This window comes from Parafrankia irregularis, assembly GCF_001536285.1.
GTDB classification, from domain to species: domain Bacteria; phylum Actinomycetota; class Actinomycetes; order Frankiales; family Frankiaceae; genus Parafrankia; species Parafrankia irregularis.
Genome location: NZ_FAOZ01000013.1, coordinates 1 through 17,674, shown reverse-complemented (window position 1 = coordinate 17,674; position 17,674 = coordinate 1). Strand labels below are relative to the sequence as shown.

Below are 17,674 nucleotides of genomic sequence, written 5' to 3'. Positions count from 1 at the left end.
GGAACGGAGAGACACGCGCAGTGGCGACAACGAACGACCTGAAGAACGGCATGACGCTCGACATCGACGGGGTGTTGTGGAACGTCGTCGGATTCCAGCACGTCAAGCCGGGCAAGGGCGGGGCGTTCGTCCGGACGACGCTGAAGAACGTGCTTTCCGGCAAAGTCGTCGACCGGACCTTCAACGCCGGCGTCAAGGTCGAGGTAGCGACGGTGGACCGTCGCGAGATGACCTATCTGTACCGAGATGGCGCGGATTTCGTGTTCATGGACAGTGAGTCCTACGAGCAGATTCCGGTCCCGCCGGACGTGGTGGGCACCGCCGCGGACTACATGCTCGAGAACACGACGGCGACGGTGGCGCTGCACGACGACGCACCGCTGTATGTGGAGCTGCCGGCCAGTGTCGAGCTGATCATCTCGGAGACCGACCCGGGTGTCCAGGGTGACCGGTCGACCGGCGGGACCAAGCCCGCAACCGTCGAGACGGGCGCGAACATCCAGGTTCCACTGTTCATCGCCAAGGGTGAGAAGGTCAAGGTCGACACCCGCGACGGTCGGTACCTCGGTCGGGTGACGAGCTGAGCGCCAGGTCCAAGGCGCGAAAGCGCGCGCTCGACATTCTCTACGAGGCGGACATGCGGTCGTTGCGGCCGATGGAGACCCTGGCCGCCCGCCGTGCGCAGTCCGACCCCCCGGTGCCTGACTACGCCTCCGACCTGGTCGAAGGCGTGGTCGCGCATCTTGGCGACATCGACCGCCATATCGCCAGCCATGCGCAGGGGTGGGCGATCGACCGGATGCCTCCGGTCGATCGCAACATCCTGCGGATCGCGGTGCTCGAACTGTTCTGGCGGACCGACGTGCCAGACGGCGTCGTCATCGACGAGGCGGTGCGGCTGGCGAAGACCATCTCCACCGAGCGGTCGCCCGCGTTCGTGAACGGGCTGCTGGCCAGCCTGCTGCAGGAGAAGCCCGAGCTGCTGCGGGAGGGCACTGAATCGGCCGGACCGGCGGGGGCTGCTGGCGAGGATGCGGCGCCGGCCGAAGCCGTGGCGCGCACGGAGCCGGCCGAGAGCTGATCAGCCGACCGCGGGCTGATCGGAGCGGGAGTCGCTCCGGGTGACGGTTTCGGGGGTGACGGTTTCGAGCCGGGTGATGGTTCGATCCGGCTGCCGGGCCCGGAGGCCGTGGTGTCCCGGTACGTCACCGCTGTGACGTACCGGGTCTTCCCCCAGAGAAGATCACTACATGGTGCTGGCGTACATGTGCTGGTTTGCCTGCTGTTTCGGTGCTGAGCGGCCGGTACCCCCCGGAACCAGCTGCCCTTCGTGCGATGTTCTGGCGGTGCGAGGTTCCGGTGCGCCCGGTCAGGCGTCGGACCTAGGCGTCGGACGCGGCCGGCTCGCTGCCCTGCTCGGGTGAAAGCACGCCCCACGACACGAGCTGCTCGGTGAGCTTGCTCGGCGAGGTGTCGTAGATCACCGCGAGGGAGCGCAGGTCCTCGTAACGGATAGAGAGCACGCGCCCGTTGTAGTCGCCGCGCTGGCTCTGGATCGTGGCCGCGTACCGGGCCAGCGGACCGCCCTGCTCCTTGGGAACCTGCGCGAGACGCTCCAGGTCGAGGACGATGCGCGGCGACTGCTCCAGCGGCGCCACGGTCGAGCCCTCGGGGAGAAGCTCGCCGACCGGAACGCCGTAGAACTCGGCCAGCTCAGAGAGCCGCTGGACGGTTACCGCGCGGTCCCCTCGCTCGTAGGAGCCCACCACGACGGCCTTCCACCGACCGTGCGACTTCTCCTCGACGCCATGGAGCGAGAGCCCCTGCTGGGTGCGTATCGCGCGCAGCCGAGCACCGAGCGCCTTCGCATAGTCGGACATCGAAGTGCCCACTCCTGTCGTGGTCGATCAGTTGGAACCGAGGGCTCTTGCCGCCGGCGGTTACCGATAGTAGTGCCCGCCGGGTTGAGACTCGACACCCGGGGGGTCGTGTCGCTTCTTTCTTTGTACCACTTTCTGTAGCCTTCCGGTTGCGGCCGGCATTAGCGCTGTCGGCACTTCCCGGCTACGGTGAGGATCTGTGCTCGTCGTCTGCCTACGGTGACGTGTAGTGACGATTGAAGTCGTCGGTATACGGAGCATCGTGATTCACGTCACTCTCGGCAACGGCTCACCAAGGTTTGTGAAGTCGTGTGCCAGACCCGTCCGTGTGAGGACGACGTGTTCCCCGCCGTCGCCCCCCATGCCGCACTGACCGGCTTCGCTGCTCCTGACCTGGCTGGTACGGTCGCGGGGACCGCTCCTTTAAGGACCGTCCAGTGAGGCGGGGAAGGAGGGACACCTCGTGGCTGCGGCCGCGCAAGGCGATCCTGCCCGTAACACTCCCGGAAACATGCCGGGGGCCACCTCGCGCCCACCTGCCGAGGACCCCGACGGCCCGGTGGACGTGGTGGGCCGGACCAGCGACGATGACTCTGTGGCCGGGCCGCGCGGGCGTGCCGACCGGCCGGGCCTGAGCCGTACTGTGCTCTCCGCCGCCGATATGAACCGGGTTGTGAGCCGGATGGCGCACCAGGTGCTGGAGAAGACCTCGGGCGGTGACGGTGTGCTCCTGCTCGGCATCCCGACCCGTGGTGTTCCGCTCGCGCAGCGGCTCGCGCGCAGAGTGGCCGCGGTCGAAGGCGTGAATCTGCCGGTCGGTTCGCTCGACCCGACGATGTACCGGGACGACCTGCGGCTGCGCGGAGTTCGCCCACTCGAGGTGACCGAGATCCCGGAATGCGGAGTGGACGGAATGGTCGTCATTCTCGTCGATGACGTCCTGTACTCGGGCCGCACCGTCCGGGCCGCGCTCGACGCACTCTCGGCCTATGGCCGGCCGCGTGCGGTCCAGCTCGCCGTGCTGGTCGATCGAGGCCACCGCGAGCTCCCCATCCGAGCTGACTACGTGGGGAAGAACATGCCCACCTCGCGACGCGAGTCGGTCGCCGTTCGGCTGCGTGAGGTCGACGGCGCGGACGCCGTGCTCATCGTCTCCGCGGACGCGCTGTGACGGCGCCCGCGTGCAGGCGCCGCAGCGGACCTCGGCGGTGGGTGTGAAACGCCACCTGCTCTCCACCGCCGACCTGCTGCTGGACGACGCGCTGCTCGTGCTCGACACGGCGGACCGGATGGCGCGGGTCGCCGACGCGCCGGTCCGCAAGCTGCCGACACTTCGCGGCCGGACCGTCGTCAACCTCTTCTTCGAGGATTCCACCCGCACCCGCACCTCCTTCGAGGTCGCCGCCAAGAGACTCTCGGCCGATGTGATCAATTTTTCGGCGCGAGGGTCAAGCGTGTCGAAGGGCGAGAGCCTGAAGGACACGGCACAGACCCTGGAGGCCATGGGGGCGGATGCGGTGGTCTGTCGCCATTCGGCCAGTGGCGCGCCGCACCGGCTCGCCTCCTGGGTGCGCGGCAGCGTGGTGAACGCGGGGGATGGGACGCATGAGCATCCGACCCAGGCCCTGCTCGACGCGTTCACGATCCGCCGCCGGCTCGGCCGGCTGGACGGGCTCGCCGTCACGATCGTCGGGGACGTCCTGCACTCCCGGGTCGCGCGGTCGAACATCTGGCTGCTGACGACGCTGGGTGCGCAGGTCACCGTGGTCGCGCCGCCGACCCTGCTCCCGCTGGGCATCGACGGGTGGCCGGTCGGGGTCTCCTACGACCTCGACGCGGTGCTGCCCAAGACCGACGTCGTGATGATGTTGCGCGTGCAACGGGAACGGATGTCCGCGGCGTTCTTCCCCAGCGAGCGGGAGTACAGCCGGCGTTACGGCCTCGACGCGGACCGTGCCGCGCTCATGCCGGAGCACGCGCTGGTGATGCATCCCGGGCCGATGGTCCGGGGCATGGAGATCGCCTCCTCCGTGGCGGACTCACCGCGGTCGACGGTGGTCGACCAGGTGGCCAACGGGGTGAGTGTCCGGATGGCCGTCCTCTATCTGCTGCTGGGTGGCGGCACCGACCGGGAGACCACATGACATCGGTGATCGTGCTGCGTGGCGTCAGTCCCCTGGGGGGCGACCCCCGAGACCTGGTGATCGCGGGTGGGCGGATCGCCGCGGTCACGCCGCCCGGCGGCGGTGAGCACACCAGCGTCGTCGCGGACGCCGCCGACGGTGCGGCTGGCGGAACCCGGCGCGGCCCGCTGATCGTCGACGGCGCGGGCCTCATCGCACTGCCCGGGTTCGTCGACCTGCACACACATCTGCGCGAGCCTGGGCGCGAGGATGCCGAGACCGTCGAGTCGGGCACGCGGGCCGCGGCGCTGGGTGGCTACACGGCGGTGTTCGCGATGGCGAACACCGACCCGGTCGCGGACACCGCCGGAGTGGTGGAGCAGGTGTGGCGGCTCGGCCAGGACGCCGGGCACTGCGAGGTGCGTCCGGTCGGTGCCGTGACCAAGGGGCTCGCCGGCTCCCAGCTCGCCGAGCTGGGAGCCATGGCGACGTCCGCGGCCGCCGTGCGGATGTTCTCCGACGACGGGCACTGCGTGTCCGACGCACTGCTCATGCGTCGCGCGCTGGAGTACGTCAAGGCGTTCGACGGCGTGGTCGCGCAGCACGCGGAGGAGCCTCGGCTCACCGCCGGGGCGCAGATGAACGAGGGCGCGATGGCCGCCTGCCTCGGCCTGCCCGGCTGGCCCGCGGTCGCCGAGGAGGCGATCATCGCGCGTGACGCGCTGCTCGCCGGCCATGTCGACTCGCGCCTGCACGTCTGTCACGTCTCCACGGCCGGCTCGGTCGAGATCATCCGGTGGGCGAAGGCGAAGGGGTGGCGGGTCACCGCCGAGGTGACCCCGCACCACCTGCTACTCACCGAAGATCTGGTGGCTTCGTACGACCCGGTGTACAAGGTCAATCCGCCGTTGCGCACCAAAGCCGACACAGAGGCACTGCGAGCCGGGCTGGCGGACGGCACGATCGACTGTGTGGCAACTGATCACGCCCCGCACGCACCAGAGGACAAGGAAACCGAGTGGGCCGCCGCTCGGCCGGGGATGCTCGGGCTCGAGACGGCGCTGTCGGTGGTGATCGAGACGATGGTCACGACCGGGCATCTCGACTGGGCCGGTGTGGCCGACCGCCTGGCAGCCGCGCCCGCGCGGATCGGCGGGGTGACCGACACCGTGCTGGACGTCGCGCAGTTCGCGCAGGTGGGTACGCCCGCGACGCTGACACTGCTCGATCCGCGGGCGCAGCGGGTGATCGACCCGGCCGGCTTCGCCAGCCGGAGCACGAACACCCCGTACCGTGGCCGCACCCTCCCCGGGGTGATCCGCGCGACGTTCCTCCGGGGCCGTCCCACCGTGCTCGACGGGAAGATCGTATGAGCCTGACGTCCCGCGGAGCCCCCGCATTGGGGATGGCGCCATTCGCCCTGGCCGGGCCGGCCGTCGCGGTCGGCAGACCGAGTGGCGCGGCCCTGCACCTCCTGCTCGCCTTCGGGCTGCTGTTGCTCGCGGTGGCCTTCGTCGGCGCGATGCGACGGGCCTGGAGCGGCCGGACACAGGAGCAGGAGGAAGACCTGCCGGACCTGCCCGAACCACCGGAGCAGACCGGGAACGTGCTGGCCGCGCCGCTGCGCGGAAGGTATCTCGGCACCGTCGACGCGGGGCACTGGCGGGAGTGGATCGCGGCCCGCGGGCTCGCCGGCCATGACGGCGACTACATCGCCGTCTACGACCTTGGAGTCCGGGTCGACCGGGACGGCCATGCCTTCTGGATTCCCCGCGAGGCCGTGCGTGGCGCCCGGCTCGAGCGTGGGCATGCGGGGAAGGTCGCCGCGCCGAGCCGGCTCGTGGTCGTCGCCTGGTCCTTTGACGGCCGGGAGCTGGAGACCGGGTTCCGCGGCGAGGACAGGGCGCGCCAGCCCCGGGTCGTGCGATCCGTCCACGACCTGATCGGGCCGATGCCGACGGCGCCACTGCCCGGGGACATCACCTCGCCGCACGCGGTGCCGCGGGTTCGCGCCAGGTTGAGGCCGCGCGGCACGACGCCGCGTCCGACGCCCCCTCCCGGGGCGGCGAGTCCCGAGGCGGCCGGTGCCGGCGCGGCCGGCCGCCGCGTTCCCGCTCCCGGTCCCGCCACGATGCCGATTCCGGTGATCGGTCGCCAGCCCCGCCGGCGGAGCGGGAATCCGCTGCCGGGGAACCAGCCGGGGCTGCCCGCGAGCGGCACGGCCGGCCATCCGGTGGGGACACCCCACCTGGGCGGGCCGGCCAGCACGTCGCCCGTCCCGACCGGTGCCATGCCGACCGGTGCCATGCCGACCGGTCCGGTCTCGACGGGACCCGTCTCTACCAGCGCGGCCCACACGGGATCGCACGAGGTGGAGGCTCACACCACCGGCATCCGGCGTACGGGGGCCCACGGCGTGGTCTCCTACGGCGGTTCGCTCGCCGGCGGCGGCCCCCAGGAGACGGCGGCGCCTGGCACGGGTGGATACCCCACAGGGGGCTATCCGACCACCGGTGGCTATCCGACCGGGGGCTACCCCGCGGGTACGCAGACCGGGGGCGTCCCGGTGGCCGGCGGGCATGCGGCGGGCGCGCACGGGTTTGCGACGGGCGCGCACAGCACGGGCGCGTATGAGACGCAGGGGCACGACACGGGCGGTTACCACACCGCCGGCTACGACACCGCCGGGTTCGACCAGGGCAGGTTTGACACGGGTGCCTATGGAACGGCCGGCCACAGCGCCGTGCCGCCCGGTACCCACGGCTACGACACCGGTGCCTACGACGTGGGGCGCCTTCCCGAGCGGGAGCGGCCGGGGCAGTATTCCGGGCCGGGTGCGGCCGGCTATCACGGCGGTCAGCCCGCCGACGCCACGCGCCAGCCGTGGGCCGGCGCTCCGGCCGCGGGCTGGTCCCCTGACCCGGATCGCGACGCGTTCGCTGTACCCCCGCCGCCGTCGTCGCCGACGGGCGAGCGGGTGCCGGGATGGGAGTAACGACGATGACCACCAGACGGGTGACAAGCGACATCACCGGCACGAGTGGCAGGAACAGGGCAGAGGTGAGCCGGTGAGCGGCTTCGACAGGCAGCCTGCCCCGCTGGACGGCGGGCGGCCGGGAACGGGCCGGCAGGCGGTGCTCATGCTGGAGGACGGCCGGAGCTTCGCCGGTGAGGCCTTCGGGTCGGTCGGCGAGGCGTTCGGTGAGGCGGTCTTCTCCACCGGAATGACCGGATACCAGGAGACGCTTACCGATCCGTCATACCACCGGCAGATCGTCATCATGACGGCGCCGCACATCGGCAACACCGGCGTGAACGACCTGGACTACGAGTCCGAGCGCATCCAGGTCGCGGGCTTCGTGGTGCGCGACCCGAGCCGGCTCGCGTCGAACTGGCGGGCGCAGCGCACCCTCGACGAGGAGCTCGAGAACGCGGGCGTGGTCGGGATCAGCGGGATCGACACCCGGGCGCTCACCCGCCACCTGCGTGAGCGGGGCGCGATGCGCTGCGGGATCAGCAGCACCGACACCGATCTCGACTCGCTGCTGGAACGGGTTCAGGCCTCGCCCGAGATGGTGGGTGCCGACCTCGCACCGGAGGTCAGCACCACCACTCCGTATGTCGTCGAGGCGCGGTCGGGCCTGCCGGTCTTCCGGATCGCGGCCCTCGACCTGGGCATCAAGCGCAACACGCCCGTCTCCATGGCCGCGCTGGGCTGCGAGGTGCACGTCCTGCCGGCCCGCAGCACCGCCCAGGAGCTGCTGGCGCTCTCGCCCGACGGCGTCTTCCTCTCGAACGGGCCCGGTGACCCGGCCAGCGCCGACTACGCGGTCGAGACGCTCACCGGCGTGCTCGACGCGGGCGTCCCGGTCTTCGGGATCTGCTTCGGCAACCAGGTGCTCGCCCGGGCGCTGGGGTTCGAGACGTACAAGCTGACCTACGGCCACCGGGGCGTCAACCAGCCGGTCGCCGACACCCGGACCGGACGGATCGCCGTGACCAGCCACAACCACGGCTTCGCGGTGCGCGCACCGCTCACGGAGACCACCGACACGCCCTACGGGCGGGTGGCGGTGAGTCATGTGGCCCTCAACGATGACGTGGTCGAGGGTCTGACCTGCCTGGACGTACCGGCATTCAGCGTCCAGTTCCATCCGGAGGCGGCGCCTGGCCCGCACGACGCCCACGGACTGTTCGACCGGTTCTGCGGCCTCATGGCTGCCGGCAGGCGGAAGCGGGGAGAAGCCTGATGCCCAGGCGCGAGGACCTGAGGTCCGTGCTGGTGATCGGCTCCGGGCCGATCGTCATCGGCCAGGCGTGCGAGTTCGACTATTCCGGCACCCAGGCCTGTCGGGTGCTGCGGGCCGAGGGCCTGCGGGTGATCCTGGTCAACAGCAACCCGGCGACGATCATGACCGATCCGGAGATCGCCGACGCGACCTACATCGAGCCGATCACCACCGAGATCGTCACGAAGATCATCGAACGGGAGCGCCCCGACGCGATCCTGGCGACGATGGGCGGCCAGACCGCGCTCAACACCGCGGTCGCCCTGCACGACGCCGGGGTGCTGGAGCAGTACGGGGTGCTCCTGATCGGCGCCAACATCGACGCCATCCGCTCCGGGGAGGACCGGCAGGCGTTCAAGGACATCGTCGCCTCGGTGGACGGCGAGACCGCCCGCAGCGCGATCTGCACCACGGTCGAGGAATGCCTCGCCGCCGCGGACGAGTTCTCCTACCCCGTCGTGATCCGTCCGAGCTACACCCTCGGCGGCGCCGGCAGCGGCTTCGCGCACGATGTCGAGGAACTGCGCCGGATGGCCGCCTTCGGCCTGGCGGCGAGCCCGTCCACCGAAGTGCTCGTCGAGGAGTCCGTGCTCGGCTGGAAGGAGTTCGAGCTCGAGCTCATGCGTGACCGCGCCGACAACGTGGTCGTCGTCTGCTCGATCGAGAACATCGACCCGATGGGCGTGCACACCGGCGACTCGGTGACGGTGGCGCCGGCACTGACCCTGACCGACCGTGAGTACCAGCGCATGCGCGACATGTCGATCGCGGTCATGCGCGCGGTCGGGGTGGACGCGGGCGGGTGCAACATCCAGTTCGCGGTCGACCCGGCCACCGGCCGCCAGGTCGTGATCGAGATGAACCCCCGGGTGTCCCGCTCCTCCGCGCTGGCGTCGAAGGCGACGGGCTTCCCGATCGCCAAGATCTCGGCGAAGCTGGCGCTCGGCTACACCCTCGACGAGATCCCCAACGACATCACGCGCACGACCCCGGCCGCCTTCGAGCCGACTCTCGACTACGTGGTCGTGAAGGTGCCGCGGTTCGCCTTCGAGAAGTTCCCCGGGGCGGACACGACGCTGACCACGACGATGAAGTCCGTCGGCGAGGCGATGGGGGTCGGCCGCAGCTTCGCCGAGGCGCTGCAGAAGGCGCTGCGGTCGATGGAGCAGCCCGGCCTCGCGTTCAGCTTCACCACGCCGACCGAGTCCGTCGAGGATCTGCTCGCCGAGGCACGTGTCCCGCACGACGGGCGGCTGCGCTGCGTGCAGCAGGCGCTGCTCGCCGGCGCCGAGCCGGCGGAGGTGACCGCGCAGACCGGCATCGACCCCTGGTTCGTCGACCAGATCGTCTACCTCAACGAGATCGCCGCGTCGCTGACCCGTGACCCGGAGGGGATCCGCCGGGCGAAGCGGGCCGGCTTCTCCGACGCCCAGCTCGCGGCCCTGCTGGGCACCAAGGAGGACGTGGTCCGGTCGTTCCGGCATCGGGCCGGGATCCGTCCCGTCTACAAGACGGTCGACACCTGTGCCGCCGAGTTCGCGTCCGAGACCCCGTATCACTACTCGTCGTATGACGAGGAGACCGAGGTCGCGCCGAGCGACCGCCCGCGGGTGATCGTGCTCGGCAGCGGGCCCAACCGCATCGGCCAGGGCATCGAGTTCGACTACGCCTGCTGCCACGCGGTGATGGCGCTGTCCGAGGCCGGCTATGAGGCGGTGATGGTCAACTGCAACCCGGAGACGGTCTCCACCGACTACGACACCGCCGACCGCCTCTACGTCGAGCCGCTGACCGTCGAGGACGTGCTGGAGGTCATCCACGCCGAGTCGCAGGCGGGCCCGCTGGCCGGAGTGATCGTGTCGCTGGGCGGCCAGACGCCGCTCGGCATCGCCGCCGCGCTGGCCGACGCGGGCGTGCCGATCGCCGGCACTCCGCCGAAGGCCATCCACCTCGCCGAGGACCGCGGCCAGTTCGGCCAGGTGCTCGACAAGGCGAACCTGCCCTCGCCGCCGCACGGCGTGGCCACCTCGTACGCGGAGGCACGAACCGTCGCTGACCGGATCGGCTACCCGGTGCTGGTTCGGCCGTCCTACGTGCTCGGCGGGCGCGGGATGGAGATCGTCTACGACGACGCCATGCTGCGCGACTACATCGAGCGGGCGACGCAGATCTCGCCCGAGCACCCGGTGCTGGTCGACCGCTTCCTCGACGACGCGATCGAGATCGACGTCGACGCGCTCTACGACGGCTCCGAGCTGTACCTCGCCGGAGTTATGGAGCACATCGAGGAGGCCGGGGTGCACTCCGGTGACTCCGCCTGTGCGCTGCCCCCGATCACCCTCGGGCGTTCGGAGCTCGACCGGATCCGCGAGTCGACCCGGCTGATCGCCGAGGGCGTCGGCGTGCGCGGGCTGCTCAACGTGCAGTACGCCCTGCAGTCCGACGTCCTGTACGTCCTGGAGGCCAACCCGCGGGCCTCGCGGACCGTGCCGTTCGTCTCCAAGGCGACGGCGGTCCCGCTGGCCAAGGCCGCGGCCCGGGTGATGCTCGGCGCGACGGTGCCCGAGCTGCGGGCCGAGGGCCTGTTGCCGGCGCATGGTGACGGCGCGACGCTGCCGCTGGACTCGCACATCTCCGTCAAGGAGGCCGTGCTGCCCTTCGGTCGCTTCCGCGACGCGGGAGGCCACGGAGTGGACACCGTGCTCGGCCCGGAGATGCGTTCCACCGGCGAGGTGATGGGCATCGATGACGGCTTCGGGACGGCCTACGCCAAGTCGCAGGCCGCCGCGTACGCGTCGCTGCCGACCTTCGGACGGGTGTTCGTCTCGGTGGCGAACCGCGACAAGCGGGCGATGATCTTCCCGATCAAGCGGCTGGCGGATCTCGGTTTCGTCGTCTACGCGACAGCCGGGACGGCGGACGTGCTGCGACGCAACGGGGTCAAGGCCGTGGTCCTGGGCAAGCATCGGGCTCCCAGCGAGGACCTCATCGACTGCGTTGAAATGATCACCTCTGGCCAGATCGATCTGGTCATCAACACACCCTGGGGTGTCGGACCGCGGCTGGACGGCTACGAGATCCGCACCGCCTGCGTCAGCGCCGGGGTTCCCTGCATCACGACCATTCAGGCGGCTGCCGCGTGCGTGCAGGGTATCGAGTCCCTCGTTCGGGGTGAGCTCGGGGTGCGACCGCTGCAGGACTACCACGCCGCGCTGCGGGCGGCCTGGGAGAAGTGACGGCGGTGCCCGCACGGGTGCCGCCCGTGCGGGCGCCGGCTCGGACCGGCGCTGGCTCGGATGGGTGGTGGATGGATGACAGGGAGCCGACCGGTGACGTCACAGAGCCATTCATGGCCGGGCCGGTTGTGGGTGCCACCGGCCGGCCGGCCGCCGATCGCGGTCGCGCTGGACGCCCCGGACGGGGCCACCGCGCTGGACTGGGCTCGTGCGGTCGCGCCACACTGCGCCGTCCTGAAGATCGGCATGGAGCTCTTCCTTCGGGAGGGCGGCGCGGTGGTGAATGCGCTGCGTGACGAAGGTCTGCTGGTTCAGGCGGGTTCGGTGGGGTCTGCCGGGGGGCGCCAGGCCCTCGGATCCCTGACGGAGGGTGACCACTCCGCACTGTCGAGTCCGGCGGATCCGGCCGGGTCGGCCGGATCCGCACCGGAGCTCTTCCTCGATCTGAAGCTGCACGACATCCCGGCGACGGTCGCCGGTGGGATGCGTTCGCTGGCCGGCCTGGCGCCTCGGTTCGTGACGGTGCACGCGGCCGGAGGGGCCGCGATGATCAGGGCCGCGGCCGAGGCGGCGCCCGAGGTTCACGTGACCGCGGTCACGGTTCTCACCTCTCTGGATGGCGCCGCGCTCGCCTCCATCGGCCTGTCGGGACCGCCCTCGGACGCCGTTCGCAGACTCGCCGTGCTCGCTGTGGAGGCCGGCGCGAGGGCTCTCGTCTGCAGCCCGAAAGAGGCCTCCCTGGTCCGCGGAGAGCTCGGTGAAACTGTGACTCTCATCACACCTGGGGTCCGTCCGGAGGGCTCGGAGCAGGCCGACCAGGCACGTGTCGCAACCCCGGAACGGGCGCTCGCGGACGGTTCGGACCTTCTGGTGATCGGTCGTCCGATCACCTCCGCGAGCGATCGGGCCGTGGCCGCCGCCACTCTCGCCGCCAGGGTTACTCCACTCCGGTAGGTCGTTGACCTGCGGAAACGCCACTCGGTGCAGGTCGGGGCGCTCTTGGTGTCCGTCGGCCGGTACGGTGGGGCCGCCAAGGTCTGAAAGCGTCCTGCGCATGCGACACAGGGCATTCATCCGATCAAAGGCTGTGTCTTGTGGGGACAATGCCCGGCGATCGGCGTGATGCAGCTCGGCTGGACCGAGGAGCCTCTTCCTCGCTAGTTTGCGCGGCGCGATCACCACATTGAGGAGGCGTACCCGTGACCCTGCCGCCCCTGACGCCCGAGCAGAGGGCCGCCGCCCTCGAGAAAGCTGCGCTGGCTCGTAAGCAGCGCGCCGAACTCAAGGAGCGGTTGAAGAAGGGGGAGATCAGTCTTGCCGCGGTTCTCGAGCTCGCGGATGGCGATGAGGTCGTCGGCAAGATGAAGGTTTCCGCGGTCTTGGAGTCGCTTCCCGGGGTGGGCCGAGTTCGGGCCCAGAAGATCCGGGAGCGACTTGGAATCAGCCCCACCCGCCGCCTGCGCGGGCTCGGGGCCAAGCAGCGTGCCGCGCTCCTGGAGGAGTTCGGCGCCGGCGCATGAGTGACCGTGGCGCGGCGTGATGGACCTGCGTTCCCGGGAACACCGGTAACGGCCCGTGACGGTCTTCACCTGTTGGTGTTGATGCCGTGAGGCGTCGACACGTTCCGGTGTCACGGCAGTTCATTGCGTTGCGTCAATCGCTTCGGTTGCTCAATCGCCGGCGGGACGCCGATGCGTTCTCATCGAATGCCGGGGCCCAAAGCCCCCGGCATGCTGATGGCGCTCGCATCCGTTAGGCGCGCCGGTCGGGTGCCATCCGTTGGGCTACCCGACCGGGAACCCTTTGGGCTCGCATACCACTGAGGTGAGTGCGGGAACCCATACTTTGATGGCATCTAGATGACGATCCTCCGTCTGCTGACGGCAGGGCGGCGGTGGATGTTCGGGGCGCCGCGCCCCGGCCACGGCCGGGGCGCCGACGTGCCCACCACCGAACCTGCGCCGCCTGCTGGGCGGGCTCTAAGGTGTCGGAATGGGACTCACCGTGTTGTCGGGGCCGTCGGGAGTGGGCAAGGGCACGATCGTTGCCGCTGTCCGCCGGCTGCACCCGGAGGTCTGGGTGTCCGTCAGCGTGACGACGCGCGCGCCGCGCCCGGGTGAGACCGACGGCGTCGAGTACCACTTCGTCGACGCCGAGGAGTTTGCCCACATGGTCAAGGTGGGTGAGTTCGTCGAGCACGCGATGTTCGCCGGGCACGCCTACGGCACCCCCCGCGGACCACTGGAGGAGCGGATCGCGGCCGGTGCGCCCTGTCTGCTGGAGATCGAGCTGCAGGGCGCACGGCAGGTCAGGTCCGCCATGCCGCAGGCGCGTTTCGTCTTCCTCGCCCCGCCCACGTGGGACGAGCTCGTCCGTCGTCTCACGGGGCGGGGCACCGAGGGGGACGACGTCATCAGGCGGCGTCTCGACCGAGCCCGCATCGAGCTCGCCGCCGAGACGGAGTTCGACGAGGTCATCGTGAACGACGAGGTCACAGCCGCCGCGGAGCGGTTGGTAGGCTTGATGACCAGCTCGTCACACTAGTGTGACGAGCGACGCTGTGTACGTCCGGCGCTGTGTACGTGTGGCACCGCGTGCACGTACGACACCGCTGTACCCACGGCATCGCTGTACGCAAGGGTCCGGCCCGCGCCCGCCGTGGCGCGGCCTCCCATCGCCCCACCCGGAAGGACACCGTGTCCGGTACCGTCGCCCAGCCTGAGGGCATCACCAACCCGCCGATCGACGAGCTGCTCGAGGCCACCGACTCCAAGTACAGCCTCGTGATCTACGCCGCCAAGCGGGCCCGTCAGATCAACGCCTACTACTCCCAGCTCGGTGAGGGCCTCCTGGAGTATGTCGGCCCCCTCGTCGAGACGACGAGTGCGCAGGAGAAGCCGCTGTCGATCGCGCTTCGCGAGATCAACTCCGGCCTGCTCACCCACGAGACGATCACCGACCCGCTGCCTCCGGTCTCCTGACCAGGCAGGCTCGCCGGTGTTCGCCGTGACGACCGGGGCCGTGCACCGGCCCGCGGCACTCGGTGGGTGACACGCCGGTGTCACCCACACCGCCCGTGTCACCCACACCGCCCTCGCCGCCACCGCCCCCCGGGGAGGTGCCCTCGGGCGGCGCCGGCCGGCGGCCCAGGGTGGTCCTCGGCGTGTCTGGTGGGATCGCCTCCTACAAGGCCGTCGAGGTTCTGCGCCAGCTGACCGAGACCGGGCACCAGGTGCGCGTCGTCCCGACGGCGGCGGCCCTGCGGTTCGTCGGCGAGGTCACCTGGGCGGCGCTGTCCGGGCAGCCGGTCAGCACCGACCTGTTCACCGATGCCGAGGACGTCGCGCATGTCCGGGTCGGCCGGGAGGCCGACCTCGTGCTGGTCGTGCCGGCCACCGCCGACCTGATGGCACGTGCTGCGGCCGGCCGCGCCGACGACCTGCTCACCGGTACCCTCCTGACCGCGACCTGCCCGGTGATCTTCGCCCCGGCCATGCACACCGAGATGTGGCAGCACCCGGCGACCCGGGCGAACGTGGCCCTTCTGCGGGAGCGGGGCGTCCTGGTGCTGGAGCCCGCGGTCGGGCGGCTGACCGGAGCCGACTCCGGCCCGGGCCGGCTGCCGGACCCGGTCGAGATCGCCGCGGTCGCCCGGGCGGTCCTCGCCCGTGGTGCCGGCGGTGCCCGGCTCGATCTCGCCGGCCGGCGCGTTCTCATCAGCGCCGGCGGCACCCGTGAGTACCTCGACCCCGTGCGTTTCCTCGGGAACGCCTCCAGCGGCCGGCAGGGGTACGCGCTTGCCCGGGCCGCGGTGGCCCGCGGGGCGGAGGTCACCGTCGTCGCGGCGAACGTGGCGCTGTCCGACGTCGCGGGTGCGTCGATCCTGCGGGTCGGTTCGGCGGAGCAACTGCGGACCGCGGTGCATGAGCGCGCGCCGGGCGCCGATGTGGTGATCATGGCGGCCGCGGTCGCCGACTTCCGGCCCGCGGCGGAGCATCAGTACAAGATCAAAAAAGATGCCGGGGCGCCGGAGAGCATCGAGCTGACCCGCAATCCCGACGTGCTCGCGGAGCTCCTCCGTGACCGGCGGCCGGGTCAGGTCCTGGTGGGGTTCGCGGCGGAGACCGGCGGCCCCGACGGCGGGGTGCTGGAGCTCGCCCGGGCCAAGCTCGCCCGCAAACCGGTGGACCTCCTGGTGGTCAACCAGGTGGGCGCCGGGCTCGGCTTCGAGGTCGAGCACAACAGCGCTGTGCTGCTGGACCGTGCCGGCACAGCGACGGATGTCCCGCTGATGAGCAAGGACCTCCTCGCGCACCGCATTTTCGATCATGTTGTCGGTATGCTCGGATGAGCCCGCCGTGGGTGGTGCGCGTACTACTGATTCAACCTCGGTAAACTGCGTCGGTATCAGTCCTGATCTCCCAGGGGGTAATTCCAGTGGCGACGCGCCTTTTCACGTCCGAGTCCGTCACGGAGGGGCACCCGGACAAGATCGCTGACCAGATCAGCGACTCGATTCTCGATGCCATGCTCAAGGACGACCCGAAGAGCCGGGTCGCCGTGGAGACCCTGATCACCACCGGCCAGGTGCATGTCGCCGGTGAGGTGACCACCAAGACCTACGTCGACATCGCCTCGGTGGTTCGTGAGCGGATCCTGGAGATCGGCTACGACTCCTCCAAGAAGGGCTTCGACGGCGCGTCCTGCGGCGTGAGCGTCTCCATCGGCGCCCAGTCGCCCGACATCGCCCAGGGTGTCGACACGGCGCACGAGGCGCGGGTCGGTGGCTCGACCGAGGACGACCTCGACCGTCAGGGCGCCGGCGACCAGGGCCTGATGTTCGGCTTCGCCTGCGACGAGACGCCCGAGCTGATGCCGCTGCCGATCGCGCTGGCCCACCGCCTCGCCCGTCGGCTGTCGGCGGTCCGCAAGGACGGTCAGGTCGGCTACCTGCGTCCGGACGGCAAGACCCAGGTGACCATCGAGTACGAGGACGGCAAGCCGGTCCGGCTCGACACGGTCGTCGTCTCCTCGCAGCACGCCGCGGACATCGACCTCGACACGCTGCTCGCGCCTGACGTCGCCGAGTACGTCGTCGAGCCCGAGCTGGCGCTGCTGGAGATCGCCACCGAGGGCCGCCGGCTGCTGGTGAACCCGACCGGGCGCTTCGAGATCGGTGGCCCGATGGGCGACGCCGGCCTCACCGGGCGCAAGATCATCGTCGACACCTACGGCGGCTACGCCCGGCACGGCGGCGGCGCGTTCTCCGGCAAGGACCCGTCCAAGGTCGACCGGTCGGCCGCCTACGCCATGCGCTGGGTCGCCAAGAACGTGGTGGCCGCGGGCCTCGCGAGCCGCTGCGAGGTGCAGGTCGCCTACGCGATCGGAAAGGCCCACCCGGTCGGTCTGTTCGTGGAGACCTTCGGGACGGGCAAGGTGCCGGACGCCCAGATCCAGGACGCCGTCACCGCGGTCTTCGACCTCCGCCCGGCCGCCATCGTCCGTGACCTCGACCTGCTCCGCCCGATCTACGCGCAGACGGCGGCCTACGGCCACTTCGGTCGTCCCGAGCTCGACTTCACCTGGGAGTCGACCTCGCGTGCCGACTCCCTGGCCGCGGCCGTCAAGGGCTGACCGGCACACCTTCGTAAGTCCCCGGGGGCGGGGCCTGGGCCAGCCGGCCAGGCCCCGCCCCCGGGTGTATGTGACCTCAGGTCCGCGGCTACCAGGATGCGGACCGGCGCTCCGGCATAGCGCGGTGGCCCGGGCTACCACCCTCGCTGCCGTCGCCGCCGTCCCCCTCGCGGTTGCTGTCGAGCAGGACTTGAGGATATTGGCTGGGTGGTCTCAGTCGGTCATTGCACACCTGTCTGGATGGGGGTGTGGGATGCCGGCTGGTCGGCGACCGTTGGGGTGGGATGTGCGTGGAAAGTTCTGGGATGCGTATGGGGCGGGAGACAGCATCACGGTGGCGGCGGGGAGAGCGGGAGTGAGTTCGTCGGCGGCTCGGTTGTGGATGCTGGCGGTGGGTGGGGTCCGGCCGCGGCCACCACAGCCGCGGTCACCGTTGCGGTTGTCGATGGCGGAGCGGGAGGAGATCTCGCGGGGCCTGGCGGAAGAGCTGAGTTTCTCCGCGATCGGGCGGC

Annotated in this window: 15 protein-coding genes; 14 read left to right on the top strand and 1 reads right to left on the bottom strand. The window is 70.6% G+C overall.

Features of this window, described 5'->3' with window-relative positions; genetic code table 11:
* Positions 1 to 20 precede the first annotated feature (20 nt).
* Together efp and nusB are read left to right on the top strand one after the other, a co-directional pair.
* Positions 21 to 584, top strand: a complete 564-nt coding sequence (gene efp, locus AWX74_RS20095) for an elongation factor P (RefSeq protein ID WP_091279103.1) — start codon at positions 21 to 23, stop codon at positions 582 to 584.
* A complete protein-coding gene (gene nusB / locus AWX74_RS20090) occupies positions 581 to 1,081 on the top strand; it encodes a transcription antitermination factor NusB (RefSeq protein ID WP_091279097.1) in 501 nt (166 codons plus the stop codon). Before efp ends, nusB begins: the two co-directional genes overlap by 4 nt.
* A gap of 301 nt (positions 1,082 to 1,382) precedes the next feature.
* Here the strand turns inward: nusB and bldD are convergent, their stop codons facing one another.
* Positions 1,383 to 1,880, bottom strand: a complete 498-nt coding sequence (gene bldD, locus AWX74_RS20085) for a transcriptional regulator BldD (protein ID WP_006540108.1) — start codon at positions 1,878 to 1,880, stop codon at positions 1,383 to 1,385.
* A gap of 463 nt (positions 1,881 to 2,343) precedes the next feature.
* On the opposite strand from bldD, the gene pyrR reads away from it, so the two are divergent.
* The 12 genes from pyrR (at position 2,344) to metK (ending at position 17,162) form a co-directional block, all read left to right on the top strand.
* On the top strand, positions 2,344 to 3,051 hold the full coding sequence (gene pyrR / locus AWX74_RS20080) for a bifunctional pyr operon transcriptional regulator/uracil phosphoribosyltransferase PyrR (protein WP_091279093.1): 708 nt from the start codon (positions 2,344 to 2,346) through the stop codon (positions 3,049 to 3,051).
* 43 nt (positions 3,052 to 3,094) lie between these two features.
* On the top strand, positions 3,095 to 4,024 hold the full coding sequence (locus AWX74_RS20075; RefSeq protein WP_091279456.1) for an aspartate carbamoyltransferase catalytic subunit: 930 nt from the start codon (positions 3,095 to 3,097) through the stop codon (positions 4,022 to 4,024).
* A complete protein-coding gene (locus tag AWX74_RS20070; protein WP_091279090.1) occupies positions 4,021 to 5,376 on the top strand; it encodes a dihydroorotase in 1,356 nt (451 codons plus the stop codon). Before AWX74_RS20075 ends, AWX74_RS20070 begins: the two co-directional genes overlap by 4 nt.
* Positions 5,373 to 6,998 carry a PH-like domain-containing protein gene (locus tag AWX74_RS20065; RefSeq protein ID WP_091279087.1) on the top strand — a complete coding sequence of 542 codons (1,626 nt, stop codon included), beginning with the start codon at positions 5,373 to 5,375 and terminating at the stop codon, positions 6,996 to 6,998. The genes AWX74_RS20070 and AWX74_RS20065 overlap by 4 nt, the downstream gene beginning before the upstream one ends.
* A gap of 73 nt (positions 6,999 to 7,071) precedes the next feature.
* Positions 7,072 to 8,253 (top strand): glutamine-hydrolyzing carbamoyl-phosphate synthase small subunit, encoded by a 1,182-nt coding sequence (gene carA / locus AWX74_RS20060; RefSeq protein ID WP_091279084.1) that lies wholly within the window; start codon positions 7,072 to 7,074, stop codon positions 8,251 to 8,253.
* Positions 8,253 to 11,528 carry a carbamoyl-phosphate synthase large subunit gene (gene carB / locus AWX74_RS20055; RefSeq protein WP_006540114.1) on the top strand — a complete coding sequence of 1,092 codons (3,276 nt, stop codon included), beginning with the start codon at positions 8,253 to 8,255 and terminating at the stop codon, positions 11,526 to 11,528. Before carA ends, carB begins: the two co-directional genes overlap by 1 nt.
* Positions 11,529 to 11,621: 93 nt before the next feature.
* Entirely contained in the window at positions 11,622 to 12,482 is an 861-nt protein-coding gene (gene pyrF / locus AWX74_RS20050; protein WP_242666328.1) for an orotidine-5'-phosphate decarboxylase, read from the top strand.
* Positions 12,483 to 12,727: 245 nt separating this feature from the next.
* Positions 12,728 to 13,048 carry an integration host factor, actinobacterial type gene (gene mihF / locus AWX74_RS20045; protein WP_006540116.1) on the top strand — a complete coding sequence of 107 codons (321 nt, stop codon included), beginning with the start codon at positions 12,728 to 12,730 and terminating at the stop codon, positions 13,046 to 13,048.
* A 472-nt stretch (positions 13,049 to 13,520) separates the two neighbouring features.
* Positions 13,521 to 14,072, top strand: coding sequence for a guanylate kinase (gene gmk / locus AWX74_RS20040; RefSeq protein WP_054566633.1), 552 nt, complete (start codon positions 13,521 to 13,523; stop codon positions 14,070 to 14,072).
* A gap of 152 nt (positions 14,073 to 14,224) precedes the next feature.
* Complete coding sequence (gene rpoZ, locus AWX74_RS20035) at positions 14,225 to 14,509, top strand: DNA-directed RNA polymerase subunit omega (RefSeq protein WP_018503033.1); 285 nt, start codon at positions 14,225 to 14,227, stop codon at positions 14,507 to 14,509.
* Positions 14,510 to 14,679: 170 nt separating this feature from the next.
* On the top strand, positions 14,680 to 15,879 hold the full coding sequence (gene coaBC / locus AWX74_RS20030) for a bifunctional phosphopantothenoylcysteine decarboxylase/phosphopantothenate--cysteine ligase CoaBC (RefSeq protein WP_091279077.1): 1,200 nt from the start codon (positions 14,680 to 14,682) through the stop codon (positions 15,877 to 15,879).
* Between the two features lie 86 nt (positions 15,880 to 15,965).
* The gene (metK, locus tag AWX74_RS20025; RefSeq protein WP_054566635.1) at positions 15,966 to 17,162 is read left to right on the top strand and encodes a methionine adenosyltransferase; all 1,197 of its coding nucleotides are present in this window, start codon (positions 15,966 to 15,968) and stop codon (positions 17,160 to 17,162) included.
* Positions 17,163 to 17,674 lie beyond the last annotated feature (512 nt).

What these genes read in the sequence shown, in the direction of transcription:
- bldD (WP_006540108.1), bottom strand. Translation starts at nt 1,880, where the DNA reads ATGTCCGACTATGCGAAGGCGCTCGGTGCTCGGCTGCGCGCGATACGC.
- AWX74_RS20070 (WP_091279090.1), top strand. Translation starts at nt 4,021, where the DNA reads ATGACATCGGTGATCGTGCTGCGTGGCGTCAGTCCCCTGGGGGGCGAC.
- AWX74_RS20065 (WP_091279087.1), top strand. Translation starts at nt 5,373, where the DNA reads ATGAGCCTGACGTCCCGCGGAGCCCCCGCATTGGGGATGGCGCCATTC.
- carB (WP_006540114.1), top strand. Translation starts at nt 8,253, where the DNA reads ATGCCCAGGCGCGAGGACCTGAGGTCCGTGCTGGTGATCGGCTCCGGG.
- gmk (WP_054566633.1), top strand. Translation starts at nt 13,521, where the DNA reads ATGGGACTCACCGTGTTGTCGGGGCCGTCGGGAGTGGGCAAGGGCACG.